Genomic DNA, 21511 nt, shown 5'->3' with positions numbered 1-21511 from the left:
ATCCAATGGTTCGTCACGGTCTTTTTTATCAAATTGCCCGATAACCTGATATGGTTTTCCGTTGCGAATGAAATAACCAAAGCGTTGTCCACTTAATGACAATTGTAACGTCTGCGCAACATCAAGAACAGAAATACCGCGGCTTTCTGCTTTTTCCCTCTCCATCGTAACCGTGATTTCAGGTTTGTTGAATTTCAGAGTTACATCATCATTCGAAAAAGTTTCATTTTGATTCGCCAAATCCATGAATTGTGGAATTTTTTCACGTAGTTTTTCAAAATTAGGCGCCTGAATAATATATTGAATCGGAAGTCCGCCACGTTTATTAACAGCAATCGTAGGCTGTTCGGAAACATTGACTTTGGCTTGTGAGTATTTTTTCGTCCATTTGGTAAAAGCATCAGCAACATCTTTTTGCGAACGATTTCTATCTTCAGGATCTTTTAGCGCTAAACGAATTCTTCCGGTGTTTACTGAAGAAGAAGCAAAGCCAGGTGCAGTGATGACTAAAGCGATTTTCTTTTCAGGAATTGAATCATTGATTAGTTTTGTTAAATCCTGCATGAATCTGTCAGTGTAATCATAAGTCGCTCCTTCAGGAGTTGTGACCCCAACAATCACAAGGCTTCTATCATCATAAGGAGCAGTTTCTTTCGGAATGATTTTGAAAAACAACACTATCAATCCAATACATACAATCACGATGGGAAAACTAATCCATTTCTTTTTCATAAAACTTTCCAAAGAACTTGCATAACCTTTGTTTAAGTTCACAAAATAAGGTTCGGTAAAAGTGTAAAATTTTGTTTTTTTCTGTTCACCGCCTTTCATTAAATAGGCATTCAACATCGGTGTAAGGGTTAAGGAAACAAATGCCGATATCAAAACAGCCGCACCAATGACGACGCCAAATTCCCTAAACAATCTTCCGACAAAACCTTCTAAAAAGATAATTGGTAAAAACACAGCTGCCAAGGTGATGGAAATGGAAATCACGGCAAAGAAGATTTCGTTCGAACCTTTTATTGCAGCTTCTATTGGCGACATGCCTTCTTCGACTTTTTTGAAGATGTTTTCAGTCACTACAATACCATCATCTACGACCAAACCTGTTGCGAGTACAATCGCCAGTAGCGTCAATACATTAATTGAAAAACCAAACAGCCACATGATAAAGAATGTTGCAATCAGTGAAACTGGAATATCAATCAATGGTCGGAATGCAATCGCCCAATCTCTAAAGAATAAATAGATAATTAAAATCACAAGCAATAGCGAAATGCCTAAAGTTTCCGCTACTTCGAGTACCGATTTTTTAACGAAAGTGGTGTTGTCTATAGCGATGTTGAGATTGACATCTTTAGGTAAATCTTTCTGAAGTGCTTCAAATTTTTTGTAAAACTCTTTCGAAATATCAAGGTAATTGGCTCCAGGAAGTGGTACAATCGCTACACCAACTAGCGGCAAACCCGATTGCGACATTTGGGTTTCTATGTTTTCGGGCCCTAAAGCCGCCGCACCAATATCGCTGAAATGCACTGTTTTTTCGCCATCAGTTTTGATGATGATGTTGTTGAATTGTTCCGGTTTATCTATATTCCCGACAGTTTTTACGGTAAGTTCCGTGTTTTTTCCGGTGAGTTTTCCAGAAGGTAATTCGACGTTTTGTTGGTTTAAGGCATCTTTGACATCCGAAACCGTGCAACCATAAGAGGCTAGTTTAATCGGGTCAATCCACAGTCGCATCGCGTATTTTTTTTGTCCCCAAATTTGAATACCGCTGACGCCGGGAATCGTTTCCAATCTAGGGCCAATCACATTTTCTGCATAATCGCTGAGCTCTAAAGCACTTCGGGTATCGCTTTGAATCGTCATTGAAATAATCGCATCGGCATTGGCGTCAGCTTTCGAGACTACCGGTGGCGCATCGATATCTTTGGGTAAGCCTTTCGCAGCAATGGCTACTTTGTCGCGCACATCATTGGCGGCGGTTTCTAAATCTTTATTTAAATTGAATTCGACCGTAATATTGCTCGTACCCTGAACGCTTGAGGAAGTGATGTTTTTGATGCCGTCAATCGAATTGATTGCTTTTTCAATAGGCTCTGTAATCTGCGACTCGATGATGTCAGAATTCGCGCCTGCATAATCAGTTCGAATCGAGATTTGCGCTGGATCTATCGATGGAAACTCGCGAACACCCAAAAAAGTATAGCCGATAATTCCGAACAAAATGATGGTCAGGTTCAGTACTATCGTGAGTACAGGGCGTTTGATACTGATCGTGGATAAACTCATTTAGATTTCAGATTTTAGATTTCAGATTTTAGATTTGAAACCTTAAAATTATTTGATTTTTACTTTTACTGCGGCATCTGCTTTTAAGGCCATCACACCTGAAGTAATCAATGTATCACCGGCTTTTAAACCCGAAAGTACCAAAATGGAAGCGTCGGTTCTTGTAGCGGTTTCTACCATAATTTCTTTGGCTTTCCCTTGGTCGGATATGAAAACTTTCTTGCCGTTTTGAACCGGTACAATGGCTTCCGTTGGAACGACAATAGCGTCTTTGATGATGTCTAAAGGCAATTCGACGTTGGCGAAAGTGCCCGGAAATAATTTTCCGTCGCTGTTCTCCGCAATGGCTCTGACTTGAAGTGTTCTGGTTGTGGCTTCAATTCCGGGTTCAATCGCGTAGATTTTTGCGCTGTAATTTTTAGGAGAATTGGCTACTGTAAAGTTTAAATTCGAGTTGACTTTGATTTGCGTTGCGTACTTTTCAGGAATCGAAAAGGTGATTTTTAATTTACCGCTATTGACCAAATTAGCCACTAATACCGTTGGTGTAATGTAGGTTCCGGGTGATATTGAACGCAATCCGATCTTTCCCGAAAATGGTGCTCTAACGGAAGCTTTTCCAATTTGCGCACCAATCAATTGACTTTGGGCTTGGGCCGATTTTAAATCCGCTCTAGCAATATCATATTCTTCTTGGCTGATGGCTTCTTTTTGAAGTAGCAATTTCGCACGGCGTTCGTTTTCGGAAGCCAATCCTTCTTTGGTTTTCGCTTGGCCGAGTTGTGCTCTAAGCTCTACATCATTGACTTTAAACAACAATTGCCCTTTACTGACGTTGCTGCCTTCTTGAAAGTTGATGCTTTCTACAATACCCGAAACTTCACTGCGGATTTCAACTTGCTCGTTGGCTTCGATGGCGCCGGAAAGCGAAAGATTGTTGTCGAATGTTTGAAGTTTGACTACGACACCACTGACTTTCATTACTTTGTTTTTTCCGCCTTTGTCTTTGCCGTTGTCTTCTTTGTTTTTATTTTCAATAATGCGATAAGTGATGAAGGCGCCAAAGCCAAGAATTATTAGAATATAGGCGAGGTGTTTTACTTTCATAGTGCGCAGAATAAAGAGTAGCAAACAAATTTAGGTTTTACAAATTGGAAAATTCGGAGCGTTAAATATTATTTAACAGTTGTACCTACAAATTTGTAAAATAATGCTAACTGATGTAATTCCAGATGTTTTTTTTCTTTGATAATGCGATGAAAACGCCACGTAAATTGGCATGCTCAGGTTTTTCCATAGGCGCATCATCTTTCAAAAGTTTTATGGCTTCATGCCGCGCAATGAGTAAAATGTCTTTGTCGCGAACAATATCGGCAATCTGAAGGTTTAAAACACCGCTTTGTTGTTTGCCCATCAAGTCGCCTGGGCCGCGAAGTTTCAAATCAACTTCGGCAATTTCAAAACCGTCGTTGGTACGGCACATGGTTTCCATTCGGGTTTTGCTGTCGCTCGATAATTTATGCGAAGTCATCAAAATGCAATAACTCTGTTCGGCGCCACGCCCCACACGACCACGCAATTGATGCAGTTGCGACAACCCAAAACGTTCCGCACTTTCAATAATCATAACACTCGCATTCGGAATATTGACGCCAACTTCAATCACTGTTGTAGCGACCATAATGTTGGTTTTACCTTCGGAAAAGCGTTTCATTTCAGCATCTTTATCAGCAGGTTTCATTTTGCCATGCACGATTGAAATCGAATAAAATGGCAACGGAAAATCACGTGAAATACTTTCATAACCATCCATCAAATCTTTAAAATCCATTTTTTCGGATTCCTGAATTAATGGATACACGATGTAAATCTGGCGGCCTTTGGCGATTTCATCCCGGATAAATTTCCATACTTTCAAACGGTTTGAGTCAAATCGATGTACGGTTTGAATGGGTTTTCTTCCAGGCGGCAATTCATCAATCACGGAAATATCCAAATCGCCATACAAACTCATCGCTAAAGTTCTCGGAATAGGCGTCGCGGTCATCACCAAAACATGCGGTGGAATCTCGTTTTTCTGCCACAATTTCGAGCGTTGTTCTACGCCAAAACGATGCTGTTCGTCAATAATAGCCAATCCTAAATTTTTGAATTTTACTTTGTCTTCCAACAGCGCGTGGGTTCCGATGATGATGTGCAAACTACCATCTTCCAATGCTTCATGAATGATTTTTCTTTCGGAAGTTTTCGTTGAACCCGTTAGGATTTTAATATTGATATTTAGGGATTTAGCCAATTCATTCAAGCCAACAAAATGTTGATTGGCCAGAATTTCTGTTGGTGCCATCAAACACGATTGAAAGCCATTATCCAATGCCAATAGCATGCTCATAAAAGCAACGATGGTTTTTCCTGAACCAACATCGCCTTGCAATAATCGGTTCATTTGAGCCGGATTGCCCATGTCATTCCTGATTTCTTTAAGCACCCGTTTCTGCGCATTGGTCAAATCGAATGGCAAATGGTTTTGAAAAAAAGTATTGAAATAGTCGCCAACTTGCGTAAATGCATGCCCTTTGATTTTGTGTTTTCGAATGAGGTTTTTGGTAATCAATTGCAATTGAATGAAGAACAATTCTTCGAACTTCAAACGAAACTGAGCTTTGGCTAAAGCGTCGGTACTTTTAGGGAAATGGATGTTGAATAAAGCGTCTTTTTTCGACATCAATTTTAATTCATCAATCAAATAATTGGGCAAAGTTTCCGCAAATAAACTATGCGTTTCGAGGAATAATTGCTGCATTAGTTTTGAAAAAACGCGGCTTGTTAATCCTCGATTGGTAAGTGTTTCCGTTGATGGATAAACGGGTTGCATAGCCGATCGTAAGTTCTGTTCGTGTTCTTTTAAAAGTTCAATTTCGGGATGCGATATCGAGTAGACATTGTTGAATAAAGTACACTTTCCAAAGATGACTACAGGTACATTCAAAGGCAAATTTTCCTTAATCCATTTGTGGCCTTGAAACCAAATTAATTCCATCTGACCAGTGTCATCTACAAAACTAGACACCAGTCTTTTACCGCGTTTTTGTTCAACCATTTTAAGAGAAATAATTTTGCCAATCAATTGCACTTCAGCCGGTTGATTCCGCAGTTCATTAATCTTATAATAACGCGTTCTATCGATGTAACGATTCGGGTAACATTGAATGAAATCTTCATACGTGTGAATGCCCAATTCTTTTCGAAGCAAACCACCGCGATTCGGGCCTACGCCTTTGAGGTATTCGATTGGAGTTTGAAGAAGATTCGACATTTTGGAAGATTAGATTTTAGATTGCTGTATGGTTTCAAATAACAATAGCGAAGATAGGCTTTAATTTTAAAATCTGGAAGTTTGAAAATGTCAGAATTGAATGAAGTCTATGTATATTTGTATGCCACAATGCCTTAAACCAAAACCATGCGTTATTGTTTTTTTCTCTTATTTACTTGTTTTATTTTTGCTCAGCAAACTCAGTCGGTTGATTTTAAAACCCTGCAAGCTGCGCTAGAAATCAATCCGATTAAACGCAATGTTGTTGGAACGGTTACTTATAATTTTGAGGTCAAAACTATGATTGACACCATTCGAATTGATGCTCAGAAAATGACTTTCACTGATGTTAAAATCAACAATCAACCGATTAAATTCAAAGAAAATAAAAAACAATTGTTGTTGTTTGAAGGCTTTAAGATAGGTAGCAATATTTTGACATTTTCCTACGAAGCTTTTCCAACCCAAACGATGTATTTTGTCAATTGGGATTTCTCTAAAAAAATCGATACACCTGAAGAAGTGCAAGGTCAAATCTGGACGCAAGGTCAAGGCAAATACACGAGCCATTGGTTGCCGAGTTTTGATGATGTGAATGAGAAAGTTGAATTCAGTTTGGACATCAAATTCCACAAAAGTTTTGAAGTGATTTCCAACGGCGATTTAATCAATAAAGAAATCCAAGGCGACGATATGGTGTGGCATTATCGTATGAATCATCCGATGAGCAGCTATTTGGTCATGATTGCCATTGGTCATTTTGAAAAGCAAGAAACTGTTACCAATTCTCAAACCCCATTGGTTTTTTATTACGAAAAAGAAGATAGCAACAAAGTCGAACCTACGTATCGCAACAGCAGAAAAGTTTTTGATTTCCTCGAAAACAAAATCGGTGTGCCTTATCCTTGGAAAATATACCGTCAAACTCCGGTGCATGATTTTTTGTATGCCGGCATGGAAAACACATCTTCAACGGTATTTTCAAGAGATTTTGTTGTTGATAGCATTGCGTATAACGATCGAAATTACCTCAATGTCAATGCACATGAATTGGCACATCAATGGTTTGGCGATATGGTGACGGCGAAATCTGGAAAAGACCATTGGTTGCAAGAAGGTTTTGCTACTTATTATGCGTTGTTGGCCGAGAAAGCTGTTTTTGGCGATGATTATTTTTACAACAAATTATACACTATTTCGAAGCAATTGGTGGAAGCTTCTAAAACCGATACGATTCCGATGTTGAATGAAAAGGCGAGTTCTTTGTCTTTCTATCAAAAAGGCGCCATGGCATTGCATGTTTTGCACGAAGCTTTGGGTGATGAAAAATTTGACATGGCAATCAAGAATTACTTAAATAAATACGCTTTTCAGAATGTCACGACGGATGATTTTTTGAATGAAGTGCATTTGGTTTCTGATTTCGACACTGCTGCATTTCGAGAAAAATGGCTCGAAAGCGCTGTATTTCCTAAAGGAGATATGGTCTTCTTGCTCAAGAATGATTTTATTAATCAGTATGTTCAGCGGGTTAATGAGCCTTTGTCATTGTTAAAAGATCATGAAGCTATATTGCAAATTATGAAAAGTGATGCCTATTATCCGATTAAAGAATTACTGATTTATCAATCGGTTTCAAGTTCTTTTGAAGAAAAGGAATATCTTCTGAATGCCGCTTTGCAAACCAACGAATTACCAGTTCGACAAGCCGTTGCCAATACACTCACCAACATACCCGAATCGTTTCGATTGCCTTATGAAACCTTGCTTAAAGATGCTTCGTACGAAACGCAAGAAACTGCATTGTTCAATTTGTGGAAACAGTTTCCGGAACATCAAAAAAGGTATATAGAAATCTCAAAAAACTGGGTAGGTTTTCAGGATAAAAACTTAAAGATTATGTATTTGTATTTGGCTTATTTAACGACAAAAGATCAAAAGGAAAAGCTCAAGATCTATCTTCAATTGCTGGCGTTTACAGGCACCAATTATGATTCGAACATACAGCAACAGGCTTTACAAAAACTATTGAATTTAAACATCTATACCGAAGATGTTTTGCGAAGTTTGGCTTATGGTACGGCCCATCATCGTTGGCAATTTGTGAAGTTTTGCAAAGACAACATCCGACAATTGATGAAAGAACAAAAGTATCGCAATATTTTTGCTACCATTCGAGCGCAATTGCCCATTCGCGAGAAAACGCATTTGCAACGTTTGTTAGACGAAAAATAAATAAAATGAAAGCATTAGTAATATCAGGCGGTGGAAGCAAAGGCGCGTTTGGTGGCGGTGTTGCACAATATCTACTTCAAGAAAAACGATGCGAGTATGATTTACTACTCGGAACATCAACGGGAAGTTTGTTGATTCCACATTTGGCATTGGGCAATGTCGAAAAAATCCGTAATGTTTATACCGAAGTGGCGATGCATCATATTTTTGATGTAAACCCTTTCGTAGTCAAACATAAGAACGGAATCGATACGGTTGGAATTAACCATTTTAATGTGTTAATGCAGTTTCTGCGCGGAAGACGAACCTTTGGTGAAAGCCAAGAATTGCGACATTACATCAAATCGAATTTTACTTTATCGGAATTCAATCAGCTCAAAATGTCGCAGACGAATATCGTGGTTACGGTGACGAATCTTTCTAAAAATGAAGTCGAGTATAAGTGCATTCGCGATTTCGATTATGATGAATTCTGCGATTGGATTTGGATTTCTTGCAACTACATTCCCTTCATGACTTTGGCTTCAAAAGACGGTTCTGATTATGGCGATGGCGGGTTTTCGAGTTTGGTTCCCATTCGCGAAGCCATCAATCGTGGTGCAACTGAAATCGATGTAATCATTTTAGAAACCGAAGTGCAAACCGCACCAAGACGCATCGGCAGAAACCCATTTTCATTGATGGTCGATTTGTTTCAAACGCTTTTAGATCAAGTTGAAAAGCATGATATTACGATTGGGAAATTGGCGGCGAACAACAAAGATGTGAAACTCAATTTATATTATACACCGATTCAACTCACCAATAATGCGTTGGTTTTCAATAAAGATAAAATGAAAGATTGGTGGCTTCAAGGGTATGAATATGCGAAGAACAAAAGCGAATTGATGAGTGATAATAAAGCAGATTAAACTGATAATCTTATCTTAATTAAATACATCAAATCACAATGGAAATTTTTAAAATGTATTTTTGTTTAAAATATAAAGTTCAAAATAGAGTTTGAAAAGAATTCACAAATTAATTGATAATGAAAATCAAAGCGTTGTTTTTTTTAAGTTTGATGTTAAGCGCTACCATTTTTGCGCAAACCGACATCAACAAATTAGACACTAAAGGCAAGAAAGACGGCTCGTGGAAAGGCTATTATCCCGAATCGAAACGATTGCGCTATGAAGGCACTTTCAACCACGGAAAAGAAGTGGGTGTTTTTAAATTTTATGACGACACCAAAACCGCAACGGTCATTGCCACACGTGAATTCAATCCAAAAGACAATGCAGTTTATACCATTTTCTACGATCAAAGCAAAAACAAAGTCAGTGAAGGCAAGCAAGTCAACAGGCTCAACGAAGGCGAATGGAAATACTATCACGAAAGTTCCCCCGACATCATGACCATCGAAAATTATAAAGTCGGAAAATTAGAAGGAAAGCGAACGGTTTTTTATAAAGGTTCCGGAATTAAAGGCGAGGAAAATGTTGCTGAAGAAGCCAATTACACCAACGGTTTAAAAAACGGGAGTTATAAAAAATACACGATGAAAGGCACTGTGCTCGAGAATTCCAATTACAAAAAAGGAGAACTCGATGGGCCGGCAATTTACAACGATCCGCTTGGAAATCTTGTGTCGAAAGGCAATTTCAAAAACGGAAAAAAATCCGGAACTTGGGAGTTTTATAAAGATGGAAAACTCGTTAAGAAAGACAACATGGACAAAATCAAGCGCAAAAAACCGGCGCGCCCAAAAGAGAATCCGATTGAGAATTAGTTCCTAAATTGTCAAAGGTTAAGAAACTTCTAAAACCTAAATCCAAATAAAATTTTATCGTAGTTTTGCAACTTAAATTTTTGCGAAATGAAACGTGTTGTGGTTGGACTTTCCGGTGGAGTTGATTCGAGTGTTGCTGCTTATTTGTTACAGCAACAAGGCTATGAAGTGATTGGACTTTTCATGAAAAATTGGCACGACGATTCCGTGACGATTTCTAATGAATGTCCGTGGTTAGAAGATAGCAACGACGCGCTTTTAGTCGCGCAAAAACTCGGTATTCCATTTCAAACAGTCGATTTAAGCGAGCAATACAAAGAGAAAATCGTTGACTATATGTTTAACGAATACGAAAAAGGTCGCACGCCCAATCCAGATGTTTTGTGCAATCGTGAAATCAAGTTTGATGTTTTTATGAAAATCGCTTTGGACTTGGGAGCCGATTTCGTAGCCACAGGTCATTACTGCCGCAAAGGCGAAATTGATGTTGATGGAAAACCTGTTTATCAATTATTGGCTGGTGTTGATGGTAATAAAGACCAATCGTATTTTCTTTGTCAATTGTCACAAGAACAATTATCGAAATCCTTGTTTCCAATTGGAGAATTGACTAAGCCCGAAGTTCGAGCGATTGCTACTGAAATGGAATTGGTCACAGCCGAAAAGAAAGATTCGCAAGGATTGTGTTTCATCGGAAAAGTGCGTTTGCCGGAATTTCTACAACAAAAATTGCAACCCAAAGCGGGATTGATTTTCGAAGTAGAAGCTGGTGAAACCGTCTATCATACACCAAAACCCATTACGGATTCTTTAGAACAACAACTTGCGCTAGAAGCTGCCGCAATCGATTATAAACCGGCTATGGGAAAAGTGGTTGGCAAACATCAAGGCGCACATTATTTCACAACAGGCCAACGAAAAGGGTTGAATGTTGGCGGAACACCGGAAGCTTTATTTGTGATTGCAACCGATGTTGAAACCAATACAATTTACACGGGACAAGGCAGTCAACATCCGGGGCTTTTCAAAAAAGCGTTGTTTGTTGAGGCGTCTGAAGTGCATTGGGTTCGCGAAGATTTGGCTTTAAGGAATGGAGAATCGATGCAAGTCATGGCGCGAATTCGTTACCGCCAAGCCTTACAAGAAGCGACTTTACATCAATTTGAGTCGGGTTTATATGTCGCTTTTGAGGAGCCGCAATCCGCCATTACAGAAGGTCAATTTGTGGCTTGGTATCTCGATGATGAATTAGTTGGTTCTGGAGTAATTTCGTAAGTTTACCATTTAAAATGAATATGCTATGAAAAAATATCTTTTACTCATTGTTTTTTTAATTTCACTTCATGCTTTTTCTCAAGAAGACGCGTGGGTGTATTTTAATGCAAAACCTAACGCGCAAGACTTTTTCAACAATCCATTATCGGAATTGTCGCAACGGTCATTAGACAGAAGAACAGCGCAAAACATTGCATTGGATATTAATGATGCACCGATGTATCAACCGTATATCGATCAAATTACAGCGGCAACTGGTATTGCTGTTATGGCCAAATCGAAATGGTTCAATGCGTTACACATACAAGGAACAGTTGAAGACATTAATGCTTTGAGCGCTTTGTCTTTCGTAGATCATTTGGATTTTGCCAACAGAGCTTTGAATGCTGCGGGTAAACCAAGCATCAGTAAAACCCATAAAAAAATAAAAAAAGCTTTTAGAACTTTAGCGAATTTCAATTATGGAGGTTCTGCGAATCAAATAGAAATGCTCAACGGACATCTTTTACACCAACAAGATTATACGGGTTCGGGTAAAATTATTGCCGTTATGGATGGTGGTTTTCCGGGTGTCGATACCGCTTCACCATTTTCAAGATTAAGAGATGCCAATCACATTTTAGGAGGTTATGATTATGTCAATAGAAATGCCGATTTCTACACTGGAATATCACACGGAACTATGGTGCTTTCTACAATGGGTGGCTATAAAGATGGTGAATTGGTGGGTACGGCTCCCGATGCTTCTTACTATTTATTCATCACCGAAGATGGCAATAACGAATGGCCTTTAGAATTGTCACTTTGGGTGGAAGCTGCAGAAGAAGCAGACCGTTTGGGTGTTGATATTCTCACGACTTCATTAGGTTATACCGAGTTCGATAATCCGAATTATAATTTTACTTATGAAGATATGAATGGTCACACAGCGTTCATTTCGAAAGGTGTCGATATGGCTTTTAGTAGGGGTATGATTTCTGTGAATTCTGCCGGAAATTCGGGCAATGACGCCTGGCATTATATCTCAGCTCCGGCTGATGCTGTGCATGCTTTGTCTATTGGTGCTGTAACTGCTGCCGGAAATTACGCGACCTTCAGTTCACAAGGCCCATCATTTGACGGAAGAGTAAAACCCGATGTCGCGGCGCAAGGGCAGCAATCTGTATTGTCGACTCCGAATGGGGATATATCAACTGCAAGCGGCACATCTTTCTCCGGGCCCATTATCGCAGGAATGGTAGCTTGTTTGTGGCAAGCGTTACCGAATAAAACCAATGAGGAAATTGTGCAATTAATAAAGGAATCATCAAGTTTGTTTACGACACCAAATAACGAATTAGGGTATGGTATTCCGGATTTCAATTTGGCTTTGAATCATGCTTTGTTGACTACAATTAGTCAAGCTGAAAGCAAATTTTTAATTTTCCCGAATCCGGCAAATGACAATATCACCATTTCCTTTCCAAGCGGATTTGATAGCGCTGATGTCAGCATATACAATACTTTAGGGCAATTGGTTTTGAAACAAAACGTGTCGAATCAGAATGCGACATTTAATTTGAATGAAATCAATTCGGGGATGTATTTGTATACCATTCAAACCAAAACTTATTCGCAATCCGGAAAAATTTCGAAGCAATAATGAATAAGATCACAAACCTTTTCAATATTCAATACCCAATAATTCAAGGCGGTATGATTTGGAACAGCGGTTACAAATTAGCCAGTGCAGTAAGTAATGCTGGTGGATTGGGTTTGATTGGTGCCGGTTCGATGTATCCCGAAGTATTGCGCGAACACATTCAAAAATGTAAAAAAGCTACAGACAAACCTTTCGGTGTGAATGTGCCGATGTTGTATCCGAATATCGAAGAAATCATCAATATTATTATCGAAGAAGGCGTGAAGATTGTTTTTACTTCTGCCGGAAATCCAAAAACATATACGGCTTTTTTGAAAGAAAAAGGCATCACGGTGGTGCATGTGGTGAGCAGCTCCAAGTTTGCATTAAAAGCGCAAGAAGCCGGTGTTGATGCAATCGTTGCAGAAGGTTTTGAAGCAGGCGGGCACAATGGTAGAGAAGAAACTACGACCTTTACGTTGATTCCAATGGTCAAAAGAAATATCACCATACCATTAATTGCTGCTGGTGGAATCGCTACTGGAAAAGGCATGCTGGCCGCGATGGTTTTAGGTGCTGATGGTGTTCAAATGGGTAGTCGTTTTGCAGCGTCTGTTGAATCTTCATCACATGATGATTTCAAAAAAACAATTGTTAAAGTGCAAGAAGGTGATACGCAATTGACTTTGAAAGAATTGGCACCCGTTCGATTGATAAAAAATAAATTTTATAATGACATTCAAGAATTGTACGCACATTGCCCACAACCTGAAGATTTGAAAAGATTGTTGGGTAGGGCCAGAGCCAAACGTGGTATGTTTGAAGGTGATTTGGTTGAAGGTGAATTGGAAATCGGACAAATAGCAGGATTGATTGACGACATCAAACCAGTAGCACAAATTGTTGCCGAGATTATCACGGAATACCATCAAGTAAAATCTGCTTTAGCGCAGCATAATTTTTAAATAGAATATAATGAAGTTGAAATATATCTACAGTTTTTGTTTCATCGCTTTTTTTGTACTGCAATCGAATGCGCAATCCTATAAGTTCCTAACCACCGGTTTTAGTGTCATGGAAAAAAATGCTAAAGGCGAGTGGGGGAAATGGTCTGATTTGAAAGAGACTTCAATTGTTATTGCTTTAGATACCAATAAAAATCGAATTGTTGTTTATTCTCAAGAAATTCAGCTGTATGATATTCTGAATTACGAAGACAAAGAAGAAAACGACACCGATTTAATCTATCCATTTACTTGCAAAGACGATGATGGTGTACCTTTTACGATTTCGATTATTACTCGAAAAAAACAAGGCAATCGAAAACAACTTTACATCAATCAAAAAGACTTTATTGTGATGTATAACATTGTAAATTATATGGAGAAAAACGAAAGATAATAACTACTTTCAATCGCTTTATATTTAAAAATACTGCATACCTTTTCATGCTGTTTTTTATACAAAACCATAGTGTTTTGCACGTTTTTTTTGTTAAAATCTTGCTGTTGAAAACTTTAATTTTACCTTCCTAAAACGCCTTTTTTTTTTTTCTTTTTTTTATTTTTAAATTTAGTTTATTGAAAATCAATAATTTGAAAATAAAATCTCGCATTGTTTTTTATCAACAGATTGTTAATGATTTTGTTCATAACATTAACATTTCTTAAAAATTGAAAAGATTAAATGGAGTAATATAGTATCTGTAATCTGGACTAAAGTTTTTAATCTAAACACACTGTATTTTAGGGGTGTTTGGATTCTTTAAAAACATTAGATTTTTATTATAAAAGCCTATTATTCGGTGCTGTAAATTTCTTAATTGGTCAATTTGTTATGCTTATGAGAATTAATACTCTTGGTAGAAAAAAAATACTGTATCTCTATTTGTTGTTAGCTTGTTTTGGGTTTGTTGTAAATTCCTTTGGTCAATGTCCAACGGTTACGAATCCCAATCAATCGTTTTGTGATACAGAGGCTCCTACTATTGCAAACTTAGCTGCGACAGACAATGGAGGTGGAATTAAATGGTATGCTAATGCAACTGGAGGAGTGCCATTGTCGACTTCGATTTCTTTGAATAATGGGGACGATTATTTTGCGGATGACAATACTGGTACTTGTGTGCGTCAATCGGTTCTGGTGACTATCTATACAAAACCTACGGTTGTGGCGCAACAACAAGGTTTTTGTGAAGAATCAACAGTATCGGATTTGCAAGCTACCGGAAATATGATTCAATGGTATTTGGCTCCCTCTGGAGGTACGGCATTGACACCTTCAACTTCTTTGATTAATAATACTTTTTATTACGCCAGTCAAATTAATCCAAATACGGGTTGCGAAACTTCAAGACAAAGAGTTTTTGTTGCGGTTAGGATTTTGCCGCCGCCAACTGGTGATAATGTTCAATTGGTATGTTCGACACCGCCGCCAACAGTGGCTGATTTTGTAGTTAACGGAACCAATGTTGTTTGGTATTTAAGTTCTACTTCTGGAGTTGAAATTCCGCTTTCAACCCCTTTAATTGAAGGGCAAACCTATTATGCAGCTTCGACAGATGACTTTTGTGAAAGTAACACAAGGTTGGATGTTTCTGTAATATTTCAAGATCCAAATGATCCGGGAAGTAATGGTAGCAGAAGTATTTGTATTTCTGATATTCCTACGACAGCCCCTTTCAATTTGTTTGATGAATTGGGAGGAACTCCAGATAATTCGGGTACATGGACAGGTCCATTGCCAACCAGTAATGGTAATTTAGGAACGGTTGATGTTTCTACATTGACAGTAGCCGGAAGTCCATATGTTTTTACTTATAATGTCACAGCTTCTGTTTGTTCGGCAGCTTCTTCGACTGTAACCATAAATGTCTTGCCATTACCCGATGCTACGATTAGCGCGACTTCAACTACTATTTGTTCGGGTTCAAGTACTACGGTTAATTTTACAGGAACGCCAAATGCTACTGTTACCTATAATATAGGTGGAGGAAATTTACAGATTTTATTGAATAATGCAGGAACGGCTTCGATTGTTAATACCTATACAACGGCAACCACTTTTAATTTAGTAAGTGTTGCAACTCAAGGTCCACCAAGTTGTAGTAAACTTTTGTCCGGAGCAGGAACGTCAGTAACGATTAATGTCAATCCATTGCCGACAGTAACGGTAAATAGTTCGTCGATATGTGTCGGAGGTATTGCTACAGTAACAGCAACACCTGGTGTAGTAGGGAATTATGTATACACATGGACGGTTCCTACAGGGGCAACACCGCCTGGAAATGTTGCTTCGTTTCCTACTTCGGTAGCAGGAACTTATAGTGTTATTATAAGAAATACAGTTACCAATTGTAATAGTTTAAGTGCTTCGGGTACAGTCACTGTAAATCCTTTGCCGACAGTAACTGTGAATAGCGCGACGGTTTGCCCGGGAGTTAGCGCGACAATTACAGCTACACCAGGAACAGCAGGAACTTATTCTTATGCGTGGACAGTTCCGGTTGGAGCAACACCGCCGGGAAATGTTGCTTCATTCCCTACTTTAATTGCTGGAACCTATAGTGTAATTATCACCAATACGGTTACTAATTGTATTAGTTTAAGCGCATCGGGAACGGTTACTATTAGTCCATTGCCAACTGTAACTGTCAACAGTCCATCGGTTTGTGCCGGACTTAGCGCAACAGTAACGGCAACACCTGCACCGGCAGGAACTTATTCTTATGCTTGGACAGTTCCTACAGGAGCAACTCCACCTGGAAATGTTGCTACATTTAATACGACTGTTGCTGGAACTTACAGTGTGATTGTAACCAATACGACCACGACTTGTGTTAGTGCAAGCGCATCAGGAACGGTAACAATAAATCCATTGCCGACTGTAACCGTGAATAGCCCATCAGTTTGTGCTGGAACTAGCGCAACGGTTACTGCAACACCATTGCCGACGGGAACTTATTCCTATGTATGGACAGTTCCTACTGGAGCAACACCACCGGGAAATGTGGCTACATTCAATACCACAGTTGCCGGAACCTATAGTGTAATTATTACCAATACCACTACCAATTGCCCAAGTGCAAGCGCATCAGGAACGGTTACGATCAATCCATTACCTACAGTAACTGTGAATAGTCCGTCGGTATGTCCAGGAGTTAGCGCTACAGTTACTGCTACACCACTACCTGCAGGAACTTATTCTTATGCATGGACAGTTCCTGTAGGTGCAACACCACCAGGCGATGTGGCTACATTCAATACATTAGTGGCAGGGACTTATAGTGTCATCATTACTAATACAACGACCAACTGTCCTAGCCCAAGTGGATCAGGAACGGTTACTGTAAATCCATTACCAACGGTTACAGTGAATAGTCCTTCGATATGTGCGGGATTAAATGCTACAGTTACCGCAACACCATTACCGGCAGGAAGTTATTCTTATGCATGGACAGTTCCTTCAGGAGCAACTCCGCCAGGAAATGTAGCAACATTCAGTACTTCGGTAGCTGGAACTTATAGTGTGATTGTAACCAATTTAACTACGACTTGTGTTAGCTTAAGCGCATCAGGAACAGTTACTGTAAATCCATTGCCAACGGTTACTGTGAATAGCTCCACAGTTTGTGCGGGAGATAGTGCAACGGTTACCGCAACACCATTACCAGCTGGAACATATTCTTATGCATGGACAGTTCCCGCAGGAGCAACACCACCTGGGAATGTACCAACATTTACGACATTAATCGCCGGAACTTATAGTGTTATTATAACTGATACAACAACAACTTGTGCAAGCCTAAGCGCATCAGGAACTGTGACGGTCAATCCATTGCCGACGGTTACTGTGAATAGTACTTCGATCTGTGCAGGTGTTACCGCCACCATAACGGCAACGCCAGGAGCGGCGGGAACGTATTCTTACACTTGGACTGTGCCAGTCGGAGCAACCGATCCGGGTAATGTAGATACATTTTCTACAACAATTGCCGGAACGTATAGTGTAATATTGACTGATTTAACGACCACTTGTGTCAGTGCCAGTGCAGGAACAGTGACTATCAATCCATTGCCAACGGTAACAGTGAATAGTCCATCAATATGCCCGGGAGTTGATGCTACGGTAACGGCAACACCATCGCCTGCAGGAACTTATTCTTATGTATGGACAGTGCCAACAGGAGCAACAGACCCGGGAAATGTGGCTACATTTACAACATCAATTGTAGGAGTTTATAGTGTTATTGTAACAGATTTGACTACAACTTGTGTAAGCTTAAGTGCATCGGGAGCGGTGTCTACAAGTCCATTACCAACAGTAACAGTAAACAGCTCATCAGTTTGTGCCGGCGTGAATGCTACTGTGACTGCAACTCCGGGAACAGGAACTGTAGCAGATTATTCATACAATTGGACGGTTCCTGTAGGAGCAACTCCACCTGGAAATGTGTCTACATTTACTACCTTAATTGCAGGAACTTACAGTGTCATCATTACCAACATCACTACAACTTGTGTTAGCGATAGTGCATCGGGAACTGTAACGGTAAATCCATTACCAACAGTAACGGTTAATAGTCAATCTGTATGTTCAGGTGTCAATGCAACAATAACAGCAACACCGGGAACAGGAATTGCAGCAGATTATTCATACACATGGACGGTTCCAACAGGAGCGACTCCACCGGGGAATGTAGCTACATTCAATACCACAGTTGGAGGAACTTATTCTGTCATCATTACCAATTTAATCACCAATTGTCCTAGTGCAAGCGCTTCGGGAACTGTAACCATAAACCCGTTACCAACGGCTACAGTTTCATCTAGCGGAACAGTATGTTCTGGATCATCAGCGGCGATACTTTTTACAGGAACACCAAATTCATCCGTGATTTATACTATTAATAGTGGAACTCCCGCAACAATTACTATTGGAGCATCAGGAATGGCTACTTTAAATATTGCATTGAGTATTACTTCGACTTTCGATTTGGTTAGTGTTACTTTAATCAATCCGCCAAGTTGTACACAAACCATAACAGGTTCAACAACCATGACCGTTACACAACCTCCGGTGGCTGGTAGTAATGCCAACCTTACGGTGTGTAGTAACGATGGACTACAAAATTTATTTTTATTATTAGGTGGTTCTGCACAATCCGGTGGAACTTGGTCACCAGCATTAGCCAGTGGAACGAATTTCTTTAATCCAGCTGTAGATCCTGCCGGAAATTATATATACACCGTTGCCGGAACGCCTCCATGTGTTAATGATACTTCATTAGTAGTTGTGACAATTGTTACAGCTCCAAATGCAGGAACGGATGGCATCGCTCAATTATGTTCTAATGTTGATCCTGTAGATTTAACGAGTTATTTAGGAGGAACACCTCAAGCTGGAGGAACTTGGTCACCTGCATTGGCAAGTGGTACGAATTTCTTCAATCCTGCTGTTGATTTGGCCGGAGTTTATACTTATACCGTTGGCGGTATTGCCGTTTGTGCAAGTGATACTGCAACAGTAACGGTAAGCATTACTGTTGGACCCAATGCAGGTGCTTCTGCAAGTACAACTTTGTGTTTGAATAGTGCACAAATCAATTTATTTCCATTACTAGGACCTTTAGCTGAAGCTGGAGGAACTTGGTTGCCTGCATTGGCTAGTGGCACAGATTTATTTAATCCTGCTGTTGATGTTGCTGGTGATTACGTTTATACCTTAAGCGGTAATCAACCTTGTGATAACGATACTGCAACGATAACAGTTATTGTGAATCCTCTGCCTGATGCTGGTGATTCTGCAAGCACTGATATATGTTCGAATTCAGATCCGGTTGATTTAATTACCAGACTCGGAGGAGCACCGCAATTAGGCGGAACTTGGACACCGGCATTAGCCAGTGGAACCAATTTTTTCAACCCAGCTGTTGATACGGCCGGAGTGTATACTTACACCGTTGGAAATCCATTTTGTACACCGGATTCAGCAGATCTTACGGTGAATGTTATTCTTGGACCAGAAGCAGGATCTGATGGTGACATCACTTTTTGTATTACTGATCCAGGGCAGAATTTGTTTTCAAGTTTAAATGGAACACCACAATCAGGCGGAACTTGGTCTCCACCATTAGCCAGTGGGACAGGGTTTTTCGATCCGGCTGTTGATGCTCCAGGCGATTACACTTACACCTTGAGCGGTAACGACCCTTGTGATAATGATTCCGCTATTGTTAGCGTTACGGTGAATCCAATTCCGAATGCCGGTGGGTCTACTGGAATTCCTGATGTGTGTAATTCTCAAGGAACCTTCGATTTAAATTCGATATTAATCGGAGCACAAACTGGAGGAATCTGGACAGACAGCGCCAATCAAACGGTAAGCAATACCGTTGATGTTTCGACTTTAGCACCAGCAATTTATTCTTATACCTACACGATAACCAATACTTGTGGTAGTGATGATATCACGGTTCAATTTACAATTCTTACCAATCCGACTTTAGATGCTGCCAATATTACGGTGTCTTCACCAAATTGTAAAGGCGATAATGTGACCGTTACTTTTAATAGTATGGTTGATGGTGCGTATGTTCTAAATTACGACTTATCTATCAGTAACATATTAACCAATCAAAATGCGCCGGTAACGATTGCTGGTGGTACAGGTATTCTTACGATTAATGCGAATGATATTCCAAATATTGGAACGACAAGAATTACCTTTTTGAATATTACCAATGCCACGACATCATGTACGGTTCCAATCAATCCAAACGTAAGTGCCGATTTTATCATACGTCCAACTTCTGATCTTGACAGTACTAATTTAACTATTGCCGATCAATGTTTCGGAGAAGACGCAACGGTACTTATAACCGGAGCTACAGGATTGTCTGATGGAAATTACCAATTCGTTTATAGTATTCCATCGGGTACTCCCGATACTGCGACTACAGGTGTCATTGCTATTGCTGGAGGAGTAGGTCAATTTATAATTCCAGCCGCTACCTTAGGCAGTTCAGGAAATTATACGGTAACAATTACTTCAATTGTTAATCTTTCAGGTGGGTGTAATAATACGACTGAAACCGCCAATACGAGCTTTGATGTTTATGCATTACCAGACTTCGTCGGAGCTATTTTGACCGCTGATGAAGCCTGTATCAATTCTTCAAATGATGTGCATATTGCCAGTCCAATAATCAGAGTGTTTCCAACAGGTACTTATAATATTACTTATACTTTATCTGGTGCAACAATTGCTACCAATACAGCAGTCGTGGCTATTGTTGATGGTGAAGGTGATTTTACCATTCCGGCTACCGATTTAAATACCGCTGGAACAGTAACGGTTACCATCACACAAATTACAAGTGTTGTTGGACTTTGTAACGCAACTACAATTGGTATTGATCCAATCACTTTTGAAGTATCAGCCGCAATAGATACACCGATATTATCCGCTAACGGAAATAAATTTTGTGCTCCAACCAATCCAACAATTGCAAGTTTGACGGCTAATATCACAGGAAATCAAACCGTAGTTTGGTACGATGCATTGAATGGTGGAACTGCTTATGCAAGCACCGATTTATTAGTTGATGCTACAACATATTTTGCAGCTTATCAATCCGCTTCTGGTTGCGAAAGTGTAACACGTTTGCCTGTGCTGGTTATTTTAGATCCTTGTGATGATATTGTAATTCCTGACGGATTTTCACCCAATGGAGATACAGTTAATGATGGTTTTGAAATCAAAAACTTAGCGACCAAGTATCCTAAATTTAAATTGGAAATATACAATCGCTACGGAAACGTTCTATACAAAGGCGATATCAACACACCAAATTGGGATGGAACGACTTCAGAAGGCGGCATCAAATTCGGTGATAAAACAGTTCCGGTTGGGGTTTATTTTTATATCCTGCAATTCAATGACGGCATTCTGGATGACAAACAAGGTCGACTTTATTTAAGTAGATAAATGAAAT

11 protein-coding genes are annotated in these 21511 nt (G+C 39.6%); 8 read left to right on the top strand and 3 right to left on the bottom strand.

The genetic code is table 11. The annotated features are described in order from the left end of the window. The 3 genes from RMO03_RS04370 to recG form a co-directional block, all read right to left on the bottom strand. Positions 1 to 2298 (bottom strand): efflux RND transporter permease subunit (locus tag RMO03_RS04370; protein WP_309640871.1); only part of this gene is annotated, 2298 nt, incomplete at its 3' end. Positions 2299 to 2346: 48 nt separating this feature from the next. Then, positions 2347 to 3405, bottom strand: a complete 1059-nt coding sequence (locus RMO03_RS04365; RefSeq protein WP_309640870.1) for an efflux RND transporter periplasmic adaptor subunit — start codon at positions 3403 to 3405, stop codon at positions 2347 to 2349. A 106-nt stretch (positions 3406 to 3511) separates the two neighbouring features. Then, the gene (gene recG / locus RMO03_RS04360) at positions 3512 to 5614 is read right to left on the bottom strand and encodes an ATP-dependent DNA helicase RecG (RefSeq protein WP_309640869.1); all 2103 of its coding nucleotides are present in this window, start codon (positions 5612 to 5614) and stop codon (positions 3512 to 3514) included. A gap of 147 nt (positions 5615 to 5761) precedes the next feature. On the opposite strand from recG, the gene RMO03_RS04355 reads away from it, so the two are divergent. From RMO03_RS04355 to RMO03_RS04320, 8 genes are all read left to right on the top strand, one after another. Next, positions 5762 to 7849: a M1 family metallopeptidase gene (locus RMO03_RS04355; RefSeq protein WP_309640868.1), complete on the top strand. Its 2088-nt coding sequence runs from the start codon at positions 5762 to 5764 to the stop codon at positions 7847 to 7849. A 5-nt stretch (positions 7850 to 7854) separates the two neighbouring features. Next, complete coding sequence (locus tag RMO03_RS04350) at positions 7855 to 8760, top strand: patatin-like phospholipase family protein (protein ID WP_309640867.1); 906 nt, start codon at positions 7855 to 7857, stop codon at positions 8758 to 8760. Positions 8761 to 8879: 119 nt separating this feature from the next. After that, a complete protein-coding gene (locus RMO03_RS04345; protein ID WP_309640866.1) occupies positions 8880 to 9620 on the top strand; it encodes a hypothetical protein in 741 nt (246 codons plus the stop codon). An 87-nt stretch (positions 9621 to 9707) separates the two neighbouring features. Further along, positions 9708 to 10895 (top strand): tRNA 2-thiouridine(34) synthase MnmA, encoded by a 1188-nt coding sequence (gene mnmA, locus RMO03_RS04340; RefSeq protein ID WP_309640865.1) that lies wholly within the window; start codon positions 9708 to 9710, stop codon positions 10893 to 10895. Positions 10896 to 10920: 25 nt separating this feature from the next. Beyond that, positions 10921 to 12537, top strand: a complete 1617-nt coding sequence (locus RMO03_RS04335; protein WP_309640864.1) for a S8 family serine peptidase — start codon at positions 10921 to 10923, stop codon at positions 12535 to 12537. After that, positions 12537 to 13481 carry a nitronate monooxygenase gene (locus tag RMO03_RS04330; protein WP_309640863.1) on the top strand — a complete coding sequence of 315 codons (945 nt, stop codon included), beginning with the start codon at positions 12537 to 12539 and terminating at the stop codon, positions 13479 to 13481. Before RMO03_RS04335 ends, RMO03_RS04330 begins: the two co-directional genes overlap by 1 nt. A 10-nt stretch (positions 13482 to 13491) precedes the next feature. Then, the gene (locus tag RMO03_RS04325; RefSeq protein WP_309640862.1) at positions 13492 to 13917 is read left to right on the top strand and encodes a hypothetical protein; all 426 of its coding nucleotides are present in this window, start codon (positions 13492 to 13494) and stop codon (positions 13915 to 13917) included. A gap of 441 nt (positions 13918 to 14358) precedes the next feature. After that, entirely contained in the window at positions 14359 to 21504 is a 7146-nt protein-coding gene (locus tag RMO03_RS04320; RefSeq protein ID WP_309640861.1) for a gliding motility-associated C-terminal domain-containing protein, read from the top strand. Positions 21505 to 21511: the final 7 nt, after the last annotated feature.

The sequence above is a fragment of the Flavobacterium sp. genome (genome assembly GCF_031411595.1).
GTDB lineage: Bacteria > Bacteroidota > Bacteroidia > Flavobacteriales > Flavobacteriaceae > Flavobacterium.
Note: the sequence above shows the minus strand (reverse complement) of the source record. Positions and strands in the feature narration are given on the sequence as shown.

Bases quoted from the DNA above. Each gene is read 5' to 3' on its own strand.
- recG (WP_309640869.1), bottom strand. From the start codon at position 5,614: ATGTCGAATCTTCTTCAAACTCCAATCGAATACCTCAAAGGCGTAGGC.
- RMO03_RS04365 (WP_309640870.1), bottom strand. From the start codon at position 3,405: ATGAAAGTAAAACACCTCGCCTATATTCTAATAATTCTTGGCTTTGGC.
- RMO03_RS04335 (WP_309640864.1), top strand. From the start codon at position 10,921: ATGAAAAAATATCTTTTACTCATTGTTTTTTTAATTTCACTTCATGCT.
- mnmA (WP_309640865.1), top strand. From the start codon at position 9,708: ATGAAACGTGTTGTGGTTGGACTTTCCGGTGGAGTTGATTCGAGTGTT.
- RMO03_RS04355 (WP_309640868.1), top strand. From the start codon at position 5,762: ATGCGTTATTGTTTTTTTCTCTTATTTACTTGTTTTATTTTTGCTCAG.
- RMO03_RS04325 (WP_309640862.1), top strand. From the start codon at position 13,492: ATGAAGTTGAAATATATCTACAGTTTTTGTTTCATCGCTTTTTTTGTA.
- RMO03_RS04330 (WP_309640863.1), top strand. From the start codon at position 12,537: ATGAATAAGATCACAAACCTTTTCAATATTCAATACCCAATAATTCAA.
- RMO03_RS04350 (WP_309640867.1), top strand. From the start codon at position 7,855: ATGAAAGCATTAGTAATATCAGGCGGTGGAAGCAAAGGCGCGTTTGGT.
- RMO03_RS04345 (WP_309640866.1), top strand. From the start codon at position 8,880: ATGAAAATCAAAGCGTTGTTTTTTTTAAGTTTGATGTTAAGCGCTACC.
- RMO03_RS04320 (WP_309640861.1), top strand. From the start codon at position 14,359: ATGAGAATTAATACTCTTGGTAGAAAAAAAATACTGTATCTCTATTTG.